The following is a 17,038-nucleotide window of genomic DNA, read 5'->3' on the forward strand; positions in this document are numbered from 1 at the left end:
CCCGTCGGAACCACGGCCGGAAGACCTCAAGCGTGCGCCGAAGGGGACACCATGACGGAACTGCCTCGGATCGTCAGCGTCGACGACCATGTGATCGAGCCGCCGCACCTCTTCTCGACCTGGCTGCCCGCCAAATACCGCGAGCGCGGCCCGCAGCCGCTCACCGCGGGCATCGGCGAGCTGGCGTACACCGGGGGCAAGTACGTCATCACGATGGATCCGGACGGGCCGCCCACCGACTGGTGGATCTACGAGGACCTGAAGTTCCCGTACAAGCGGAACATCGCCGCCGTGGGCTTCGACCGTGACGACATGACGCTGGAGGGGATCACCCGGGCCGAGATGCGGCCGGGCTGCTGGGACCCGGCCGAGCGCCTCAAGGACATGGACCTCAACCACGTCGAGGCGAGCCTCTGCTTCCCCACCTTCCCGCGCTTCTGCGGCCAGACGTTCGCCGAGGCCCACGACAAGGAGGTCGCCCTCGCCTGCGTGCGCGCCTACAACGACTGGATGGTGGAGGAGTGGTGCGGCGACAGCGGCGGCCGGCTCATCCCGCTCTGCATCATCCCGCTCTGGGACATCGACCTGGCCGTGGCGGAGATCAGGCGGAACGCGGCGCGCGGGGTGCGTGCGGTGACCTTCTCCGAGATCCCCACGTACCTCGGCCTGCCGTCGATCCACACCGGATACTGGGACCCGTTCTTCGCGGCGTGCCAGGAGACCGGCACGGTCGTCAACATGCACATCGGGTCCAGTTCCCAGATGCCCGCCGCCTCCCCCGACGCCCCGCCCGCCGTCCAGGCCAGCCTCTCGTTCAACAACGCCATGGCCTCGATGATGGACTTCCTGTTCAGCGGCGTCCTGGTGAGGTTTCCCCGGCTCAAGCTCGCCTACAGCGAGGGCCAGATGGGCTGGATCCCGTACGCCCTGGAGCGCGCCGACGACGTCTGGGAGGAGCACCGGGCCTGGGGCGGGGTGCGCGACCTGATTCCCGAGCCGCCGTCCTCGTACTACTACCGCCAGATGTTCTGCTGCTTCTTCCGTGACAAGCACGGGGTCGCCTCGCTCGACGTCGTCGGACGGGACAACGCCACCTTCGAGACCGACTACCCGCACGTCGACTCGACCTTCCCGCACACGAAGGAGGTCGCCCTCGACCACGTCAAGGGACTGGACGACGAGACCGTCTACAAACTGATGCGCGGAAACGCGATCCGGATGCTCGATCTGGACCTGGACCGGGACAAGTAGGCACGCGATGGATCTCGCGTACACGGAGGCCGAGGAGGAGTTCCGGGCGCGGCTGCGCGAGTGGCTGGCGTCCGTGCTGCCCACCCTGCCCGCGAAGCCCGACCCGGACGACTGGCCGGGGCGGCGCGCGTACGACACCGGCTGGCAGCGGATGCTCCACGACGCCGGCTACGCGGGCCTGCACTGGCCCGTCGACGTGGGCGGGCGGGGCGCCACCCCGACCCAGCACCTGATCTTCCTGGAGGAGACGGAGAAGGCCGGCGCCCCGTACGTCGGCGCCAACTTCGTCGGGCTGCTGCACGCCGGGCCCACGATCGCGGCCGAGGGCACGGCCGGACAGCGGGCGCGCTGGCTGCCGCCGGTGCTGCGCGGGGACGAGATCTGGTGCCAGGGGTTCAGCGAGCCCGACGCGGGTTCGGACCTCGCCTCGCTGCGGACCCGGGCGGTGCGCGACGGCGACCACTACGTGGTGAGCGGAAGCAAGATCTGGACCTCGCACGCGGAGGTCGCCGACTGGTGCGAACTGCTGGTGCGGACGGACCCCACGGCGCCCAGGCACCGCGGCATCAGCTGGCTCGCGATGGAGATGGACGCGCCCGGCGTCACCGTCCGCCCGCTGCGCACCCTCGCCGGGTCCACCGAGTTCGCCGAGATGTTCCTCGACGAGGTGCGGGTGCCCGTCTCGCACCGTGTGGGCGCGGAGAACGACGGCTGGCGCGTCACCATGGTCACCCTTTCCTTCGAGCGCGGTACGGCGTTCGTCGGCGAGGTCGTCGCCTGCCGCCGCACGCTGGACGCCCTGGCGGCCGAGGCGCGGACGAACGGGCGCTGGGACGACCCGGTCCTGCGCCGCAGGCTGGGCAGGCTGAACGCCGAATTCCGGGCGCTGTGGCGGCTCACCCAGTGGAACGTCGGCGAGGCCCAGCGCACCGGGGGCGTCCCCGGCACCGGTGGTTCGGTCTTCAAGCTGCGCTACTCGCACGCCCGTCAGGAGCTGTACGAGGCGGCCGCCGAGGTGCTCGGCGCGGACAGCGGGGACCTGGACCGGGAGTGGGTCCTGGACCGGCTCTCCTCGCTCTCGTACACCATCGCCGCGGGCACCTCGCAGATCCAGCGGAACATCGTCGCCGAGCGGATCCTCGGCCTGCCGAAGGGGCGCTGACGCCACTCATGGACTTCCAGCTCTCGGACGACCAGCGGGCCCTCGGGGCGGGGATACGGGAACTTCTGGCCGGGCGTTTCGGCAGGGACCGGATGCGGGCGGCTCTCGACGGCGGTACCGGTATCGACCGGGCGCTGTGGCGCGAGCTCGGCGAGTCCGGCTTCTTCGCGCTGCGGCTGCCGGAGGCACAGGGCGGTGTCGGGCTCGGGCTGCCCGAGTCGGTCCTCCTCTTCGAGGAGGTGGGCCGGTCGCTGCTGCCGGGACCACTGATCGCCACCCACCTCGCCGCGGGCGCGGTGCAGGGGGCGGCGGAGGGCGGGGCGGTGGTCACCGTGCTGGACGCGGGGCAGCCGGTGGGGCACCTGGGGGACGCGGACGGACTGCTGGTCCTCGGGCCCGGCGAGGCACGGGTCCTGACCGGCGGGACGGCGCGGGACGTCGCGGGGGTACGGGAGTCCGCCCGGCCCGTGCGGTCGCTCGATCCGTTCACACCGCTGTGGCGGGTCACCGGACCGGTCGGGCCGGGTGAGCCCCTGCCCGGCGCGGAGCGGCTGCGCGAGGAGGGTGCCCTGCTCGCCGCCGCCGAACAACTGGGCAGTGCCTCGCGCACGACGGAGATGGCCGTCCAACACGCCGGTGAACGCGAACAGTTCGGTTCGCCGATCGGGTCCTTCCAGGCGGTCAAACATCTGTGCGCCGGGATGCTGGTCCGCGCCGAACTGGCCCGCGCCGCCGTCTACGCCGCGGCGCTGACCGAGGACCGGGCGGAGATCGCGGGTGCCAAACTGCTCGCCGACGAGGCGGCGGTCCGCAACGCGCGGGACTGCCTCCAGGTGCACGGCGGCATGGGCTTCACCTGGGAGGCGGACGTCCATCTCCACCTCAAGCGGGCATGGCTGCGGTCCGGTCAGTGGATCGCGGCGGCGGCGGCGGAGGAAGCGCTTGCGGCGGACCTGTGCTGAAGCCGGACGGGTTCCGTGCAGGCTTCGGCGGCGCCGCTACGGGTGGCCGCCGGGGGCGCGGATGTGACAGGCCGGTGTTTGAGCCTCACGCTGCGGAGTTACGCAGTGCAGTCGGTCGGGGCCGAAGTCGGCTTGTGTCCTTTGCGTCATTCGTCACGGGGTGGAGTCGGCGCCGGGCTCGGGTACGCTCCGTGGGATGCGAGAGGTTCTGGAACCGGGCGATCCGGGTGTTGCCCGTGCGGCGACTCCGGCCCGGAAGAGGTGCCCTGCTCGCTTCCCAGGCAGAAGCGCCGGGCCCGCCCGGGAGGCGACTCCCGCGGCCTCGCTGTGCCTCTGTTCGACTCCCCGCAACGTGCGTCGCACAGTATGCACCACGCGTACTCCTTCGCGCTGGAATATGCCCGAAGCGCTTGTTGCGGTGACTGTACGTCAACCATGCTGTCTCGCAAGGGAATCACGTTCCGTGACCCTGAGGAGGCGCGAGGCGATGTGTCCGCCGGTCTGGATGGTGTGAGCGGTGCAGGTGCTTCAGGTTCAGCTGGAGGTCGGGCCGGATCCCGCGGAGGTCGGGCGGGCCCGCAGGTGGGCGCGGTCGAGACTGCTCGGATCCGGGATAAGGGACGACGAGCCGCTGGCCGAGACGCTCATCCTGCTGATCTCGGAGCTGGTCACCAACGCGGTGGTGCACACCGGCTGTCCGGCCGTGCTGCGCATGCTGTTCGGCTCGGCGGGCGCAACCGGGACCGTACGGGTCGAGGTGGCCGACACCAGCTGCCGCCCGCCGCTGCAGCGCCACGCACGGGGTGAGGACACCGGCGGCCGGGGCCTGGAGCTCGTCGACGGACTCGCCGACCGCTGGGGCTGGCAGCCGGAGGGTGCGGGGAAGCGCATCTGGTGCGAGATCGACCGCGACGTCCCGCCGGTCCGGCCGGTGCCGGTGCACCCCGGCGGCACGGGCGTCCACGGCACCCAGGGGGCTCATGGCGCCCAAGGGGTCACGCACGGTGTGCGGGGCACGGACGACACGGACCGTGAGGCGCACAAGCCTTCGCGTGCCGTCACGCATCGTGCATAAAGGTTGAAGCAGTCGGTCCGGGCCGTGTTCCGGCGCCGGTCCGTACCCCTTCACAGAATGGCGACCGGGGCGACCGGGGTGCCCGTGGCACCGACGAACGGTTCCGGCATCGCGGAGAGCAGGAAGGCGTACCGCCTCTCTTCCGCACAGGCTGTGGACAGCGTCTCCAGGTTCCAGTTCTGGCCCTGCGGCATGCCCATCTCGACCAGGTCCAGCGCGTGCACGCCCAGCCACAGATCCTCGATCTCGGGCGGGAAGATCTCGAAGGTCAGGGTGTCATTGGCGACCGCCGCCACGTCGCGCGCACGGAACCACTCGGGTGTCCGGATCGAGAGACCGGGCGACGGATAGCCGTACGCGTGCTTGTCGCCCGCCAGGTACACCCGCACCTGCCCCGTCCGTACGAGCACGATGTCGCCGGCCCGGACCCGGATCTTTGCCAGTTCCTCGGCCGCTTCCAGGTCCTCGGGCGTGACGGCATGGTCTCCGGGCAGCCGGTCCACGCCGTGCGCGCGGGCCACGTCGAGCAGCACGCCGCGCGAGACGATGTGCGGCGCCTTGTCGATCCCGCTGAACCGCGCGCCGCCGTGCGCGGTGATCGTGTCGGCCGGGCGGCCGTTGTAGATCCTCCCCGAGTGCGAGGCATGGGTGAGGGCGTCCCAGTGGGTGGCCGTCTGCAGGCTCAGGACCGCCGTGTCGTCGCTGGTGGCGACGGTGCCGGGTCCGAAGAGCTCCTGGTTGATCTGGACCATGGTGTGCAGCGGATTGATCCTCCCGGGGATCAGCCCGCTCTGGACGCCGTCCTGCTGGAGGGGGAGCGCGAGCGGGACGCGCCGCCCGGTGCGGACGGTGGCGGCGGCCTCCCGCACGACGGTGTCGGTGATCAGGTTGAGCGTGCCGATCTCGTCGTCGGCGCCCCAGCGTCCCCAGTTGTTGACCCGCTTGGCGATGTCGTGGAACTCGGCCGGCAGTGACATGGGTACCTCCTGGGGCTTGTGTTCGTGAACCCGATGGCCCATAAAATCTAACGGTCCGTCAGAAACCGCGGGAAGGGGCCGGGCATGGGGAACTTCTTGGCAGGCAAAGTGGTGGCCGTGACGGGTGCCGGACGCGGCATCGGGAGGGCGGTCGCGCTCGCGGCGGCGGCCGAGGGGGCGAGAGTCGTCGTCAACGACTACGGCGTCTCCATCGAGGGCGGCGAGCCCAGCAGCGAGATAGCCGAGTCCGTCGTGAAGGAGATCGAGGCGGCGGGCGGTGAGGCGGTGGCCGTCGCCGACGACATCTCCACGATGGCGGGCGGGCAGCGGATCGTGGACACGGCGCTCGCGCGGTACGGGCGGATCGACGGGGTCGTGTGCGTGGCCGGCATCCTGCGGGAACGGATGCTGTTCAACATGTCCGAGGAGGAGTGGGATCCGGTCGTCGCCACCCACCTCAAGGGCACCTTCACCGTGTTCAGGGCCGCATCGGCGGTGATGCGCAAGCAGGAGGGCGGCGGCACGCTGATCGGCTTCACCAGCGGCAACCACCAGGGCAGCGTCGCCCAGGCCAACTACAGCGCCGCGAAGGGCGGGATCATCTCGCTGGTGCGGAGCGCGGCGCTCGGCCTGCACAAGTACGGCGTCACGGCGAACGCCGTCGCCCCGGTCGCCCGCACCCGGATGTCCGCCAACGTGCCCATGGAGCTCAAGGAGATCGGCGAGCCGGAGGACGTGGCGGCGCTCGTCGTCTACCTGCTCAGCGAACGGGCCCGCACGGAGGGGATCACCGGCCAGGTGTACACGATCGCCGGTCCGAAGATCGCGGTCTGGGCCCAGCCGAGGGAGCTGCGGGCGGGGTACGCGGACGGAGCCTGGACACCGGAACGGATCGCCGACTTCCTGCCGGGGACGGTGGGCACGGACCCGATGCCGATGCTGGCCCGGCTGGAGGAGATGGCCGCGGCGGCTGCGGCGAAGGCCCGACCGAACGCGTGAACACCATCGCCGAGCGGGCGCTCGGCCTACCGAGGGAGCCCAGATGAGAGGCGTCGTCTTCGACGGCAAGCGGACCGAGGTCGTCGACGATCTGGAGGTACGTGACCCGGGCCCCGGCGAGGTGCTGGTGGCGGTGGCCGCGGCCGGGCTGTGCCACAGCGACCTGTCGGTGATCGACGGGACGATCCCTTTCCCGTCACCGGTGGTGCTCGGGCACGAGGGCGCGGGTGTGGTGGCGGCGGTCGGCGCGGGCGTCGGCCACGTGGTGCCCGGCGACCATGTGTCGCTTTCCACGCTGGCCAGTTGCGGGGCGTGCGCGCAGTGCGACCGGGGCAGGCCGACGATGTGCCGCAAGGCGATCGGGATGCCGGGGCAGCCCTTCTCGCGGCGCGGAGAGCCGCTGTACCAGTTCGCGTCCAACTCGGCCTTCGCCGAGCGGACCCTGGTCAAGGCCGTGCAGGCGGTGAAGATCCCCACCGACCTGCCGCTCACCTCGGCCGCGCTGATCGGCTGCGGGGTGGTGACGGGAGTCGGAGCCGTACTGAACCGGGCGAAGGTCGACCGGGGCGACACCGTCGTGGTCATCGGCACCGGCGGCATCGGACTCAACGCCATCCAGGGAGCCCGGATCGCCGGCGCCCTGACGATCGTCGCCGTCGACACCAACCCGGCGAAGGAGGCGATGGCGCGGCAGTTCGGCGCGACGCACTTTTTGACGTCGGCAGAGGCCGTGCGGGAGATCCTGCCGCACGGCGCCGACCACGTCTTCGAGTGCGTGGGCCGTACGGAGCTGATCCGTACCGCGGTCGACCTGCTGGACCGGCACGGTCAGGCGGTCCTGCTGGGCGTCCCCGCGGCGACGGCCGAGGCGTCGTTCCTGGTCTCGTCGTTGTTCCTGGACAAGTCCATCCTGGGCTGCCGGTACGGCTCCTCGCGCCCGCAGCGGGACATCGCCCTCTACGCGGACCTGTACCGGGAGGGCAGGCTGCTGCTGGACGAACTCGTCACCGAGACCTACCCGGTGGAGGACTTCGCCAAGGCGGCGGAGGACGCGCATCAGGGGCGTGTGGCGCGGGGCGTGCTGGTGTTCTAGGGGCAGTGCCGTGCAGTCGGCGCCGGGCGTCCGGTGCCGAGGGGTGCGGGCGGCCGGGTGGGTCCGTGGGGCGGAGCCGCGGCGCGCCACGGCACGGCGGGACACCGCCGTGCCGTGGGGGACGCGAAAGGGAGTGGTTGGTGCGGCCGCCCCTGCCGGACGGCGTTCCGTGCGGGGCGTGGCCCGGACGGGCGCCGCTCGCCGGGCAGGGGCGCGGAGCCGAGGACCGCTACGGCCGGTCGCTGCCGCAGCCGCAGGCGTTGTGTCGTCCGCCGTGCACCGCCGCGTATGCCGACGGGCGGGGCGCGGCGGCGGCCCGGTCGAGTCGCGCGGCCGCGGCCCGGCCCGCCGAGGTGCGCGCGTCGTGGACGACCCGGCCGTCCACCAGGGTCAGTTCGACACGGGTGTCACTGATGTCCGCCACCGGGCAGCGCGTCACATCACGGTCGAGAACGATCAGATCCGCGGCCAGACCGCGCCGGACCGTTCCCGTCAGATGGTCCATGCGCAGCTGCCATGCCGTCCCCTGCGTGTGCATGCGCAGCGCCGACGTACGGCTCAGCCCCTCCAGCTCCCGGTGGAGCGGCCCGTCGCCCTCCGCGCCCGTGCGGTCGATCGCCGTACGGACCTGGTTCCACACCTGGAGCGGGTCCACCGGCCAGTCCGAGCCGCCCGAGAGCCGGGCCCCGTGCCGCTCCAGGGAGCGGGCGGGGTACATCCACCGGTGCCGCTCGGGCCCGATGTACGGCAGGAGGGCCTCCATCGTCCATGTGTCCTGTTCCGCCCACTGGAGCTGCATGCAGGCCACGACGTCCAGCGCGGCGAACCGTCCCAGATCCGCCGGGTCCACCAACTGGAGGTGTGCGATGGTGTTCCGGGCGTCGCGCAGCCCGGTCGTGCGCCGGGCGTACGCATATCCGTCGAGTGCCGTGCGCACCGCGCGGTCGCCGAGCCCGTGGGCGTGCATCTGCCAGCCGGCCCGGTTGAAGGCCGCGGTCAGCCGCCCGTAGTCCTGCCCGGAGACGTACAGCTCACCCCGGTTGTCCGTCGGGTGTCCGGAGCCGTCCAGATAGGGCTCCAGGAGCGCCGCGGTCTGCGCCGGGTACTCGATCACCCCGTCGAGGAACACCTTGCTCGTCCCGAACCGCAGCCCGGGTACGTCCCGGAACGCGCGCTGCAGCCCGCGCGCATGAGCGAGCGCCGCCGCCGGGTCCTTCGCCAGGCCCGTGTCGATCTTGATCGCGGGGACGATCCGCTGTGGCAACTTCCCTGCTCTGGCCAGGGCCTGATATGTCTTCAGCTGATCCAGCCCGACGGCCGCGTCCATCATCGTGGTCACCCCGGAGGCCGCCACCTGGGCGAGGACCCGGGAGCAGGCGGCGACCAGTTCGGCCTCGCTCGGCTCCGGGATGTGGCGGGTCACCAGGTCCTGGGCGTCGTCCTTGAGCACCCCGCTGGGCTTCCCGTCCGGCCCCTTCACGATCTTCCCGCCCACCGGATCGGGGGTCGCCGCGGTGATGCCTGCGATCTGAAGGGCGCGGGCGTTGACCCAGGCGTTGTGGCCGTCGCCCCCGAGGAGGGCGATCGGGCGACGGGTGGGGAGCGTGTCGAGCAGGGAGTGGTGGGGCAGGGTGCCCTGCGGCAGCAGCCCGACCGGGTTCCAGTCCGAGACCACCAGCCAGCCGTCGGGCTCCTGGCCGGGCGTGTCCTTGAGGAAACCCGTGAGGATCGCAAGGAGTTCCTCGGCGGTCGTCTCGGCGCCCTCCAGGGAGGGGCGCAGCGAACGCTCGCCCGCGCCGAGCGGGTGCACATGGCCGTCGTGGATGCCGCTCATCACGGTGGCCCCGCGCGCATCGACGATCTCGGTGTCCCGGCCGGCGAGGCGGCGCAGTTCGCGATTCCGGCCGGTGGCGAGAATCCGGCCGTCGCGCCCGACGGCCACGGCCTCGACGGGGCGGGCGCCGGGCAGCCCGGTGAACACCCGTGCGTTGTGGATGACCATGGCCGCGGAACTGCGGTGCGCGGCACCCCGCTGCGCGGCGGCCGCGGGGCCGGCTGCCGCACCCACCAGTCCGGCCGCACCCGCGGCGAGCACGCTCCGTCGGGCGAAAGAAGAAGTCATGACTGCTCCAAGGGTTGGGCTGCGTCTACCGTGGCCGGACCCTCATTGATTAACGCCGTAACCAGAACCCACCCCGTACGACGGAATCCGCACCGCAATCCCTACGATGGCGCCATGTCAGGGCCCACCCTCGCCGATGTCGCCCGTGCCGCGGAGGTCTCCACCGCCACCGTCTCGCACGCTCTCAACGGGACCGGCCGGCTCGCCGACGCCACGCGCCGCCGGGTCCGCGAGGTGGCCACCGCGCTCGGCTACGGCGCCCGGCGGACCCCGCAGACCGGGGGGAACCTGGGCGTGGCCGTCACGACCTACGCCGGATCGGCCTGGAACTTCCTCGAAGTCCCTTACTTCGCCCGGCTCCTGACCGCCGCCACCGCCACCGCGCACGCCCACGGCTACGCCCTGACCATCCTCCCCGCCGCCCGCGGTGCCGAGACACCGTGGCACACCCTCACCGTGGACGGCATGCTGCTCCTCGACAGCCCCGCGGGCGACCCGGTGCTGCGTGCCCTGCGCGCCCGAGGCATCCCGCTCGTCTTCGACGGCCGGCCCGTCGATCCGCGGCCCGAGGACGTCTGGGTCGACAACGACCACACCGCCACCACGCGCGAGGTCCTCGGCCACCTGGCGGCCTCGGGCGCCCGACGGATCGCCCTGCATGCCGGGTACGGCGATGAGCACTACACCCGGGCCGTGACCCGCGCGTACGAGCAGTGGTGCCGCGAGCACGGCCACAGGACGCTGTTCCTCACCTGCGACCCCTACGACACCCCGGGCCACGCCTTCGACGCGGTCTTCGCCGCCCGCGCCTGCGACGCGGTCTACACGATCTACGACCCCGGCGGCCGTCAGGTCGTGGCCGCGGCGGCCCGCCACGGCCTGCGGATCCCCGACGACCTGCTCCTCGTCTGCGCCAGCGAGGACCCGGCCTACGCCGAGAGCGATCCGTCGGTGAGCACCGTGACGCTGCGCCCCGCGACGATCGCCGAGACCGCGGTGACGGCCCTGGTCTCCCGGCTCTCTCCCACCGCCCCGCCACCGACCCCCGGCGCCCTGACCGTTCCGGCGGTCCTGCACCCCCGCGGCTCCTCGCGCCGCCGCACCCGGCCCGGCCGACAGGGGCCACCGTGATCCCGACGGACGGCCCGGACACGACCGGAGCCGGGCCTCGATCGACAGGTCCGTCGGCTCCGGCAGCTGCCGGGCCCGCTCGACCCGCTGCCGGGCCCGCGTGTCCCGGTACCGCGCCCGGCAGTGTCGCCGTCGGTCAGCCGCCGAAGGTGCCGCTGTCGCGCGGGGTGACGTCGGGGCGCGTGTTCACGGACCACATGTGGGTGCACTGCGGACACTGGAGATGGACGACCGGTCCGTTGTTGGAGATCAGGTAGCGCCAGTGCTCACGGCAGGTACGGAGGTCGGCGCAGTTCTCGCAGTGACGGGCGTCGTCGCAGACGGGGCAGGGCATCCAGGCGCGTCGGGCCACGTCCGCCTGCGGATCAATGGGCAGTCGCACGGCCCGGCCCCCTTCCCGGCAGGACGCCGGCCGCCACCAGCAGGTCGTAGGTGCGCTGCTGTTCGGCGTCCAGGCCCGAGTAGAGGAGCGCGTACGCCTCTTCCTCGCCCTGGAGGGCGGCGATCGGGTCCCAGTCGGGTCCGAGTGCGGTCACGACCTCGGCCCGACGCCGAGCTTCCTCGAACGTCAGATCGATGGTGAAGGGTATGAGACTGTCTGGATTTCCCTTTTTCATGGCGAAACTTCCGAAGTGCCGGTGATGCTTCACATGCCTATCAGGCGGGAGCGGTGGCGGGGAAGGGTGACCTAAGCCGCTCTGGAGCGGAGCGGCCCCCACGCCCGGGGGGAGCGATCCTCGGATCCGTCGGCGGGGGTGGGGCGTTGCCGGCGACGGGGCCCCGACGGCGGGCGCGGTCCACCCGCGCCGCTGTGACGTACTTCATGAGGTCGTCCAGGGCGTCGGGGCGGGGCGGTCCGAGCGGTGCGGAAGCAATGACGGCCTGCGCGCCCGGTCAGGCCTTCCCCGCGCGAAACGTGCGCCGGTACACCGTGGGGGACACTCCCAGTGCCGCCTGCAGATGCTGCCGCAGCGACGTGGGTGTCCCGAAGCCCGCGTCCCGTGCCACCTGGTCGATCGACAGGTCCGTCGACTCCAGCAGCTGCCGGGCCCGCTCGACCCGCTGCCGGGTCAGCCACTGCACGGGGCTGACCCCGACCTCCTCCCGGAACCGCCGGGTGAACGTCCGTACGCTCATCGACTCCTGCTGCGCCATGTCGCGCAGCAGGATCGGACGCTCCAGCCGGCCGAGCGCCCAGGCCCGTGCCGAGGTGGTGGTCGCGAGCTGGGCCTCGGGCACGGGGCGCTGGATGTACTGGGCCTGCCCGCCGTCCCGGTGCGGGGGTACGACCGTGCGGCGGGCCACGTCGTTGGCGACGGCGGTGCCGTGGTCGCGGCGCACGATGTGCAGGCAGAGGTCGATTCCGGCGGCGACCCCGGCGGAGGTCAGTACGTCCCCGTCGTCGATGAACAGGACGTCCGGGTCGACCCGGATCTCGGGGAAGAGCTGCTGGAAGTGGTCGGCGTGCGACCAGTGGGTGGTGGCGGGCCGCCCGTCGAGATATCCGGCGGCGGCCAGCACGTAACTGCCCGTGCAGATGGAGACCATCCGGGTGCCCGGCCTGATGTGCGCGAACGCGGCGGCCAGTTCGTCGGTGAGCCTGCCCTCCGTGTAGACGGGGCCGAGTTCGTAACTGGCGGGGATCACGATCGTGTCGGCGGTGGCCAGCGTCTCCGGGCCGCGTTCGACGGTGATCGTGAAGTCCGCGTCGGTGCGGACCGGGCCCGGCGGGCGGATGGAACAGGTCACGACTTCATAGAGTTTGCGGCCCTTGTTGTGCGGTTCGAAACCGAGCGACAGGCCGAAAATCCTTTGTGGGATGCCCAGTTCGAAGGGGAGCAGCCCGTCGAGGGCCAGGACGGCGATTCGGTGCGGCATTGGCGGACTCCCTTCACCCCTAGTGGTATAGACCTTCAACTGGTACATGTCACTGCCGTGAAGGAAAAGTCAGCGGAGCACCCGCGCATTCCCGCCGTTCGCGGCGAGAGCCCGTCGTCCCTTTTGTCCGGTTCTTCGCGTGGGGAGCCGCCGGGCGGTGACCTCGGTGCGGGCCTGGGCGCGGGCCTGGGGGGCATCCGGCCCGCCGAGCTCTGGAACCGCAACTTCCGGCTCTTCTTCGTCGCCCGCACCGCCGCGCTCTTCGGTGACGGCATGATCCCGGTGGCGCTCACCGCGGGCCTGCTGGGAGCCGGCCGGCCGCACTCGTCGGTGGGGTATGCGCTGGCGGCCTGGATGGGGCCGCTGGCGCTCTTCGTGCTCTTCGGCGGCGTACTGGCGGACCGGTTCACCCCTCGCCGGATGATGATCATCGCCGATGCGCTGCGGCTGGTCGGGGCCTCCGTGCTGGCGGTCTCCTTCGCCGTCGGCAACCCGCCGCTGTGGGCGGTGTACGCACTGAGCGCGGTGGCCGGGGTGGGTGCCGCGCTCTTCCAGCCGGGCGTCGCCTCGACCGTGCCCCGGGTCGCCCCGGACGTGCAGCGTGCCAACGCGGTGCTCCGGGTCTCCGAGGCACTCATGACCATGGCGGGACCGGCCTTCGCGGGCATGCTCGTCGGGTTCGCCAGCGCCGGCGCGGTCTACGCGGCGAACGCGTCGACGTTCCTGGTCTCCGGTCTCTGCCTCTTCCTGCTGCGGCTCGCCCCGGCTCCCGCGGACGAGGTGCACCGAGGTACGTTCCTTGCCGAACTGGCCGACGGATGGAGGGAGTTCCGGGCCCGAAGCTGGCTGTGGGGGGTGATCGCGATCTGGACGGTGTACGGCTTCGCGGTGCTCGGCCCGATGCTGCCGCTGACCGCGGTCCAGGTCACCGAGGCGCACGGCTCGGGGACGTACGGCGTGATGATGGCGGTGAACGGCGCGGGCAGCGTCGTCGGCGGGCTGCTCGCCCTGCGGCTGCGACCGCGCCGCCCGCTCGCGGCCGGAGCCGTCGCGCTGACCGCGGTCTGCGTGAACCTGGTGGTGCTCGGCCTGGGCATGCCGGTGGCCGCGCTCGGGGCGGGGCAGTTCGTGGCCGGCGCGGCGTTCGCGTTCTGGCTGGTGATGTGGTCGACGACGGTCCAGACCCATGTGCCGCCCGAGGCGCTGAACCGCCTGCACGCGTACGACGTGGCGGGCTCCCTGCTGATGCTGGCGGCGGGCCGGGCGCTGGCGGGGCCGGTCGCGGACCGGGTGGGCGCTCCCGAGGTGCTGCTGGCCGGAGCGGTGATCAACCTGGTGGTGGTGGCGGTACTGCTGGTGGCCCGGCCGATCCGGCGGCTGGAGCGGATCGGGTGAGCGGGGGCGGGCCGGAGGGGACGGTGTCCCGGGGGGTGCGGACGGCATCACGGGCACGCGCGGTCGCAGCCGGGGCCGCGGTGCTGACCGTCCTCGCCGGGCTCGGCGTCAGAGCGTTCGCGGACGGTGACGTCGCCAAGTACGCCGGGGACGCGCTCTACACCGTGCTGATCTGCTTCCTGGTCGCCGTGGCCGCGCCCCGCGCCCGGCCGGCCGTCCAGGCCGGAGCGGCGCTCCTGTTCAGCTGGTCGGTCGAGCTGCTGCAGCTGACCGGGCTGCCCGCGGAACTCTCCCGCCACAGCGCGGTCGCGCGGCTGGTGCTGGGATCGACCTTCAACGCCCCCGATCTGTTCTGGTACGCGGTGGGGGCGGGGTTCGCCTGGGCGGTGGTGGCCCCGGTCACCGCTGCTGCTTCGCCCGCTCGCGCTCCTCGGACTTCTGCATCTCGATGACCTCGAAGACATGGGCGCTGGTCTGCCTGCGCACACTGCCCGCGACGAGCAGCGCCGTGCCGAGGACGGACAGGAGGGCGGAGATCCCCAGAAGGGTGAGCTGCTTCGGCACCTCGGTGACCGCCTCGCACTGCGAGACGCGGTAGCAGTACGCGTCCCACTGGTCCGCCAGCAGGAAGCCCAGCCGGACCCACAGGACGCAGGCGACGACCAGCAGCACGGCGCCCCAGGCCTGCATCAGCGCGGAGCGGTGGTGGAAATGCTGGCGTGCTGCCCACTGCATGAGATCCCCCGGTTCGGTACGCGGCGAAGGCGCGGCGGCGCAACGGCCGCCGAACGACAGGTGATCGTACGCGCCTTCGAGCACCGCAGGGCCGGAAGACGTCGATCCCTGGTGGCCCGATCTCTTCGAATGGTGTCCCTCCGGCCACTCGTCCGCATCGGAACGCGGACCGGATGCTGAGCGACGTGACCCAGACAACCGAAAGCGCCGCCCGGGACGACGACCGGCAGGCCACCCCCGCAGCCCCCGGCCGGCGCTCCCGCCTGCGCGTTCACCGCGCCTGGCTCGTCGCCGTCGTCACCTTCGTGACGATCATCGGCGGCGCCGCGTTCAACTCCCTGCCCGGCCTCCTCATCGACCCGCTCCACACGGAATTCGGCTGGTCGCGCGGCGAGATCGGACTCGCGGTCTCCATCGACATGGCGCTGTACGGGCTCACCGCGCCGTTCGCCGCCGCGCTGATGGACCGGTTCGGCATCCGCCGGGTCGTCGTCGTCGCGCTCGGCGCGGTGGCGGCCGGGGCGCTGGCCAGTGTCTGGATGACGGCTTCCTGGCAGTTGATGATCTATTGGGGGCTGCTCGTCGGCCTCGGCACCGGCTCGATGGCGCTGGCCTTCTCGGCCACGGTCACCAACCGCTGGTTCGTCGCCCGGCGCGGCCTGGTCACCGGCATCCTCACCGCGGCGGGCGCCTCCGGACAGCTGGTCTTCCTGCCGCTGTGCGCCTGGATCGTCGACGAGCACGGCTGGCGCCCGGCCTCGGTGACCGTGGCGCTCGCCGCGCTGGTCGTCGTCCCGTTCGTCTGGCTCCTGCTGCACGACCACCCGGCCGATGTGGGCCTCGCCCCGTACGGCGGCACGTACGTGGCCAAGCCCGCGCCCGCACGCGGCGCGGCGAGGCGGACCGTACGCGTACTGGCCGACGCGGCGCGCACCGGACCGTTCTGGCTGCTCGCGGGCACGTTCGCGATCTGCGGCGCCTCGACCAACGGCCTGATCCGGACCCACTTCGTGCCGTCGGCCCACGACCACGGCATGCCCATCACCGCGGCGGCCTCGCTGCTCGCCGTCATCGGGGTCTTCGACATCATCGGCACGGTCTTCTCCGGCTGGCTCACCGACCGGTTCGACGCCCGCCGTCTCCTCGCCGTCTACTACGCGCTGCGCGGCGTCTCGCTGCTCTTCCTGCCGATGCTGATGGCTCCGACGGTGCATCCGCCGATGGTGTTCTTCATCGTCTTCTACGGCCTGGACTGGGTCGCCACCGTCCCGCCGACGCTGGCGCTGTGCCGCGAGCAGTACGGCGAGGACAGCGCCATCGTCTTCGGCTGGGTCCTCGCCTCCCACCAGGTCGGCGCGGCACTGGTGGCGTTCCTGGGCGGTGTGGCGCGCGACGTGTTCGGCTCTTACGACGTGGTCTGGTACGCCTCGGGGGCGCTGTGCGCGACGGCGGCGCTGATGGCGCTGGTGATCCGACGGGTCAGGGAACCGGCGGGCGCCGCCGCGGGACTCGGCTGAGGGTGTGGCGGACTTTGCTGACGCTGACGGCGGACGCGGCTGACGGTGGTGGGCGGACGCGGTGGCCGCTGCCCTGGCTGTGGCCGGTTCGGTCGGGCGTCGGACCGTTCTCCTGCCGGCCACCTGGCTTCCGTGCCACAGTGGTTATCAGAGCCGGACCCGGTCATCGCGGAGAGGCCCAGGCTCCTGGGGGAGGGATCACATGGGTTCAGAGACGCACCCGTCCCAAGGGCGCCCGGTCCGCGATCTGGTCCGTGAGGTGGTCACCAAGCTGGCAACGGACGAACTTCCGCTGCTCGAAGGGCTTCTGGAACTCGATGACGCCACCGCCGTCCGGCGTCTGAACGGCCACGGGCAGCGGCGGGAACCGCTGGGCTTCGGCGTGGGCGAGATCGCTGTGCTGGTCACCCCGGTGGCCTGGCTGGCCCTGGACCAGGCGGCCCGGCGCATTGGCGACATTGCCATGGAGCGCGCGTCGAGGGAGTCGGTCGGTGCGCTGCGCCGACTGTTCCGCAGAAGCCGTCCGCCAGTCATGGTGCCCCCGCTCACCCGTGAGCAGCTTGCCGAAGTGAAGCGGCTGGTGCTGGAGACCGCCGAGCAGCGCGGTCTCGCCGCCGCGCAGGCCTCGGAGGTCGCGAACGCGGTCGTGGCCGGCCTGATCCTGGCCGATCCGTCCTCTTCGAACGACGGCGGGCCGGACTCGCCCGCCGTCGCCGGTTCCACGCCGGAAGGCTAGGGCGC

The 17,038-nt window shown here is 72.1% G+C and carries 17 protein-coding genes; 11 read left to right on the plus strand and 6 right to left on the minus strand.

The window, feature by feature from the left end:
• Positions 1-51 precede the first annotated feature (51 nt).
• The 4 genes from ACIRP2_RS08180 to ACIRP2_RS08195 all read left to right on the plus strand — a co-directional run bounded on the left by ACIRP2_RS08180 (position 52) and on the right by ACIRP2_RS08195 (position 4,450).
• Positions 52-1,251, plus strand: a complete 1,200-nt coding sequence (locus tag ACIRP2_RS08180) for an amidohydrolase family protein (RefSeq protein ID WP_404247754.1) — start codon at positions 52-54, stop codon at positions 1,249-1,251.
• A gap of 7 nt (positions 1,252-1,258) precedes the next feature.
• The gene (locus ACIRP2_RS08185; protein ID WP_404247756.1) at positions 1,259-2,413 is read left to right on the plus strand and encodes an acyl-CoA dehydrogenase; all 1,155 of its coding nucleotides are present in this window, start codon (positions 1,259-1,261) and stop codon (positions 2,411-2,413) included.
• 8 nt (positions 2,414-2,421) lie between these two features.
• A complete protein-coding gene (locus ACIRP2_RS08190; RefSeq protein ID WP_404247758.1) occupies positions 2,422-3,375 on the plus strand; it encodes an acyl-CoA dehydrogenase family protein in 954 nt (317 codons plus the stop codon).
• Positions 3,376-3,892: 517 nt separating this feature from the next.
• On the plus strand, positions 3,893-4,450 hold the full coding sequence (locus ACIRP2_RS08195) for an ATP-binding protein (RefSeq protein ID WP_404247760.1): 558 nt from the start codon (positions 3,893-3,895) through the stop codon (positions 4,448-4,450).
• Positions 4,451-4,500: 50 nt separating this feature from the next.
• On the opposite strand, the gene ACIRP2_RS08200 is transcribed toward ACIRP2_RS08195, so the two are convergent.
• The gene (locus ACIRP2_RS08200) at positions 4,501-5,427 is read right to left on the minus strand and encodes a cyclase family protein (RefSeq protein WP_404247762.1); all 927 of its coding nucleotides are present in this window, start codon (positions 5,425-5,427) and stop codon (positions 4,501-4,503) included.
• An 84-nt stretch (positions 5,428-5,511) separates the two neighbouring features.
• Here ACIRP2_RS08200 and ACIRP2_RS08205 point away from each other — a divergent pair, with 84 nt between their 5' ends.
• On the plus strand, positions 5,512-6,426 hold the full coding sequence (locus tag ACIRP2_RS08205) for an SDR family oxidoreductase (protein WP_404247764.1): 915 nt from the start codon (positions 5,512-5,514) through the stop codon (positions 6,424-6,426).
• Between the two features lie 43 nt (positions 6,427-6,469).
• Positions 6,470-7,519, plus strand: a complete 1,050-nt coding sequence (locus ACIRP2_RS08210; RefSeq protein ID WP_404247766.1) for a Zn-dependent alcohol dehydrogenase — start codon at positions 6,470-6,472, stop codon at positions 7,517-7,519.
• A gap of 229 nt (positions 7,520-7,748) precedes the next feature.
• Here the strand turns inward: ACIRP2_RS08210 and ACIRP2_RS08215 are convergent, their stop codons facing one another.
• The gene (locus ACIRP2_RS08215) at positions 7,749-9,641 is read right to left on the minus strand and encodes an amidohydrolase (RefSeq protein WP_404247768.1); all 1,893 of its coding nucleotides are present in this window, start codon (positions 9,639-9,641) and stop codon (positions 7,749-7,751) included.
• 114 nt (positions 9,642-9,755) lie between these two features.
• Here ACIRP2_RS08215 and ACIRP2_RS08220 point away from each other — a divergent pair, with 114 nt between their 5' ends.
• Entirely contained in the window at positions 9,756-10,772 is a 1,017-nt protein-coding gene (locus tag ACIRP2_RS08220) for a LacI family DNA-binding transcriptional regulator (protein ID WP_404247770.1), read from the plus strand.
• 136 nt (positions 10,773-10,908) lie between these two features.
• Here ACIRP2_RS08220 and ACIRP2_RS08225 read toward each other — a convergent pair whose 3' ends face one another.
• The 3 genes from ACIRP2_RS08225 to ACIRP2_RS08235 all read right to left on the minus strand — a co-directional run bounded on the left by ACIRP2_RS08225 (position 10,909) and on the right by ACIRP2_RS08235 (position 12,650).
• Positions 10,909-11,154 carry a hypothetical protein gene (locus ACIRP2_RS08225; RefSeq protein WP_404247772.1) on the minus strand — a complete coding sequence of 82 codons (246 nt, stop codon included), beginning with the start codon at positions 11,152-11,154 and terminating at the stop codon, positions 10,909-10,911.
• Entirely contained in the window at positions 11,138-11,389 is a 252-nt protein-coding gene (locus ACIRP2_RS08230; RefSeq protein ID WP_362440297.1) for a DUF6400 family protein, read from the minus strand. Before ACIRP2_RS08230 ends, ACIRP2_RS08225 begins: the two co-directional genes overlap by 17 nt.
• A 277-nt stretch (positions 11,390-11,666) precedes the next feature.
• Complete coding sequence (locus tag ACIRP2_RS08235; RefSeq protein ID WP_404247774.1) at positions 11,667-12,650, minus strand: GlxA family transcriptional regulator; 984 nt, start codon at positions 12,648-12,650, stop codon at positions 11,667-11,669.
• A 174-nt stretch (positions 12,651-12,824) separates the two neighbouring features.
• On the opposite strand from ACIRP2_RS08235, the gene ACIRP2_RS08240 reads away from it, so the two are divergent.
• Together ACIRP2_RS08240 and ACIRP2_RS08245 are read left to right on the plus strand one after the other, a co-directional pair.
• Positions 12,825-14,045 carry an MFS transporter gene (locus ACIRP2_RS08240; protein ID WP_404249392.1) on the plus strand — a complete coding sequence of 407 codons (1,221 nt, stop codon included), beginning with the start codon at positions 12,825-12,827 and terminating at the stop codon, positions 14,043-14,045.
• Between the two features lie 35 nt (positions 14,046-14,080).
• Positions 14,081-14,497, plus strand: a complete 417-nt coding sequence (locus ACIRP2_RS08245) for a DUF2809 domain-containing protein (protein ID WP_404247776.1) — start codon at positions 14,081-14,083, stop codon at positions 14,495-14,497.
• Here the strand turns inward: ACIRP2_RS08245 and ACIRP2_RS08250 are convergent.
• Positions 14,445-14,780, minus strand: coding sequence for a hypothetical protein (locus ACIRP2_RS08250; RefSeq protein WP_404247778.1), 336 nt, complete (start codon positions 14,778-14,780; stop codon positions 14,445-14,447). The two genes, ACIRP2_RS08245 and ACIRP2_RS08250, sit on opposite strands and share 53 nt — an antisense overlap.
• Before the next feature lie 173 nt (positions 14,781-14,953).
• On the opposite strand from ACIRP2_RS08250, the gene ACIRP2_RS08255 reads away from it, so the two are divergent.
• Together ACIRP2_RS08255 and ACIRP2_RS08260 are read left to right on the plus strand one after the other, a co-directional pair.
• A complete protein-coding gene (locus ACIRP2_RS08255; protein WP_404247780.1) occupies positions 14,954-16,297 on the plus strand; it encodes an MFS transporter in 1,344 nt (447 codons plus the stop codon).
• 202 nt (positions 16,298-16,499) lie between these two features.
• Positions 16,500-17,033 carry a hypothetical protein gene (locus tag ACIRP2_RS08260; protein WP_404247782.1) on the plus strand — a complete coding sequence of 178 codons (534 nt, stop codon included), beginning with the start codon at positions 16,500-16,502 and terminating at the stop codon, positions 17,031-17,033.
• The last annotated feature ends 5 nt before the right edge of the window (positions 17,034-17,038 follow it).

Origin of the sequence: Streptomyces sp. NPDC101194 (genome assembly GCF_044767885.1) — a bacterium.
In the GTDB taxonomy this organism is placed as follows: domain Bacteria; phylum Actinomycetota; class Actinomycetes; order Streptomycetales; family Streptomycetaceae; genus Streptomyces.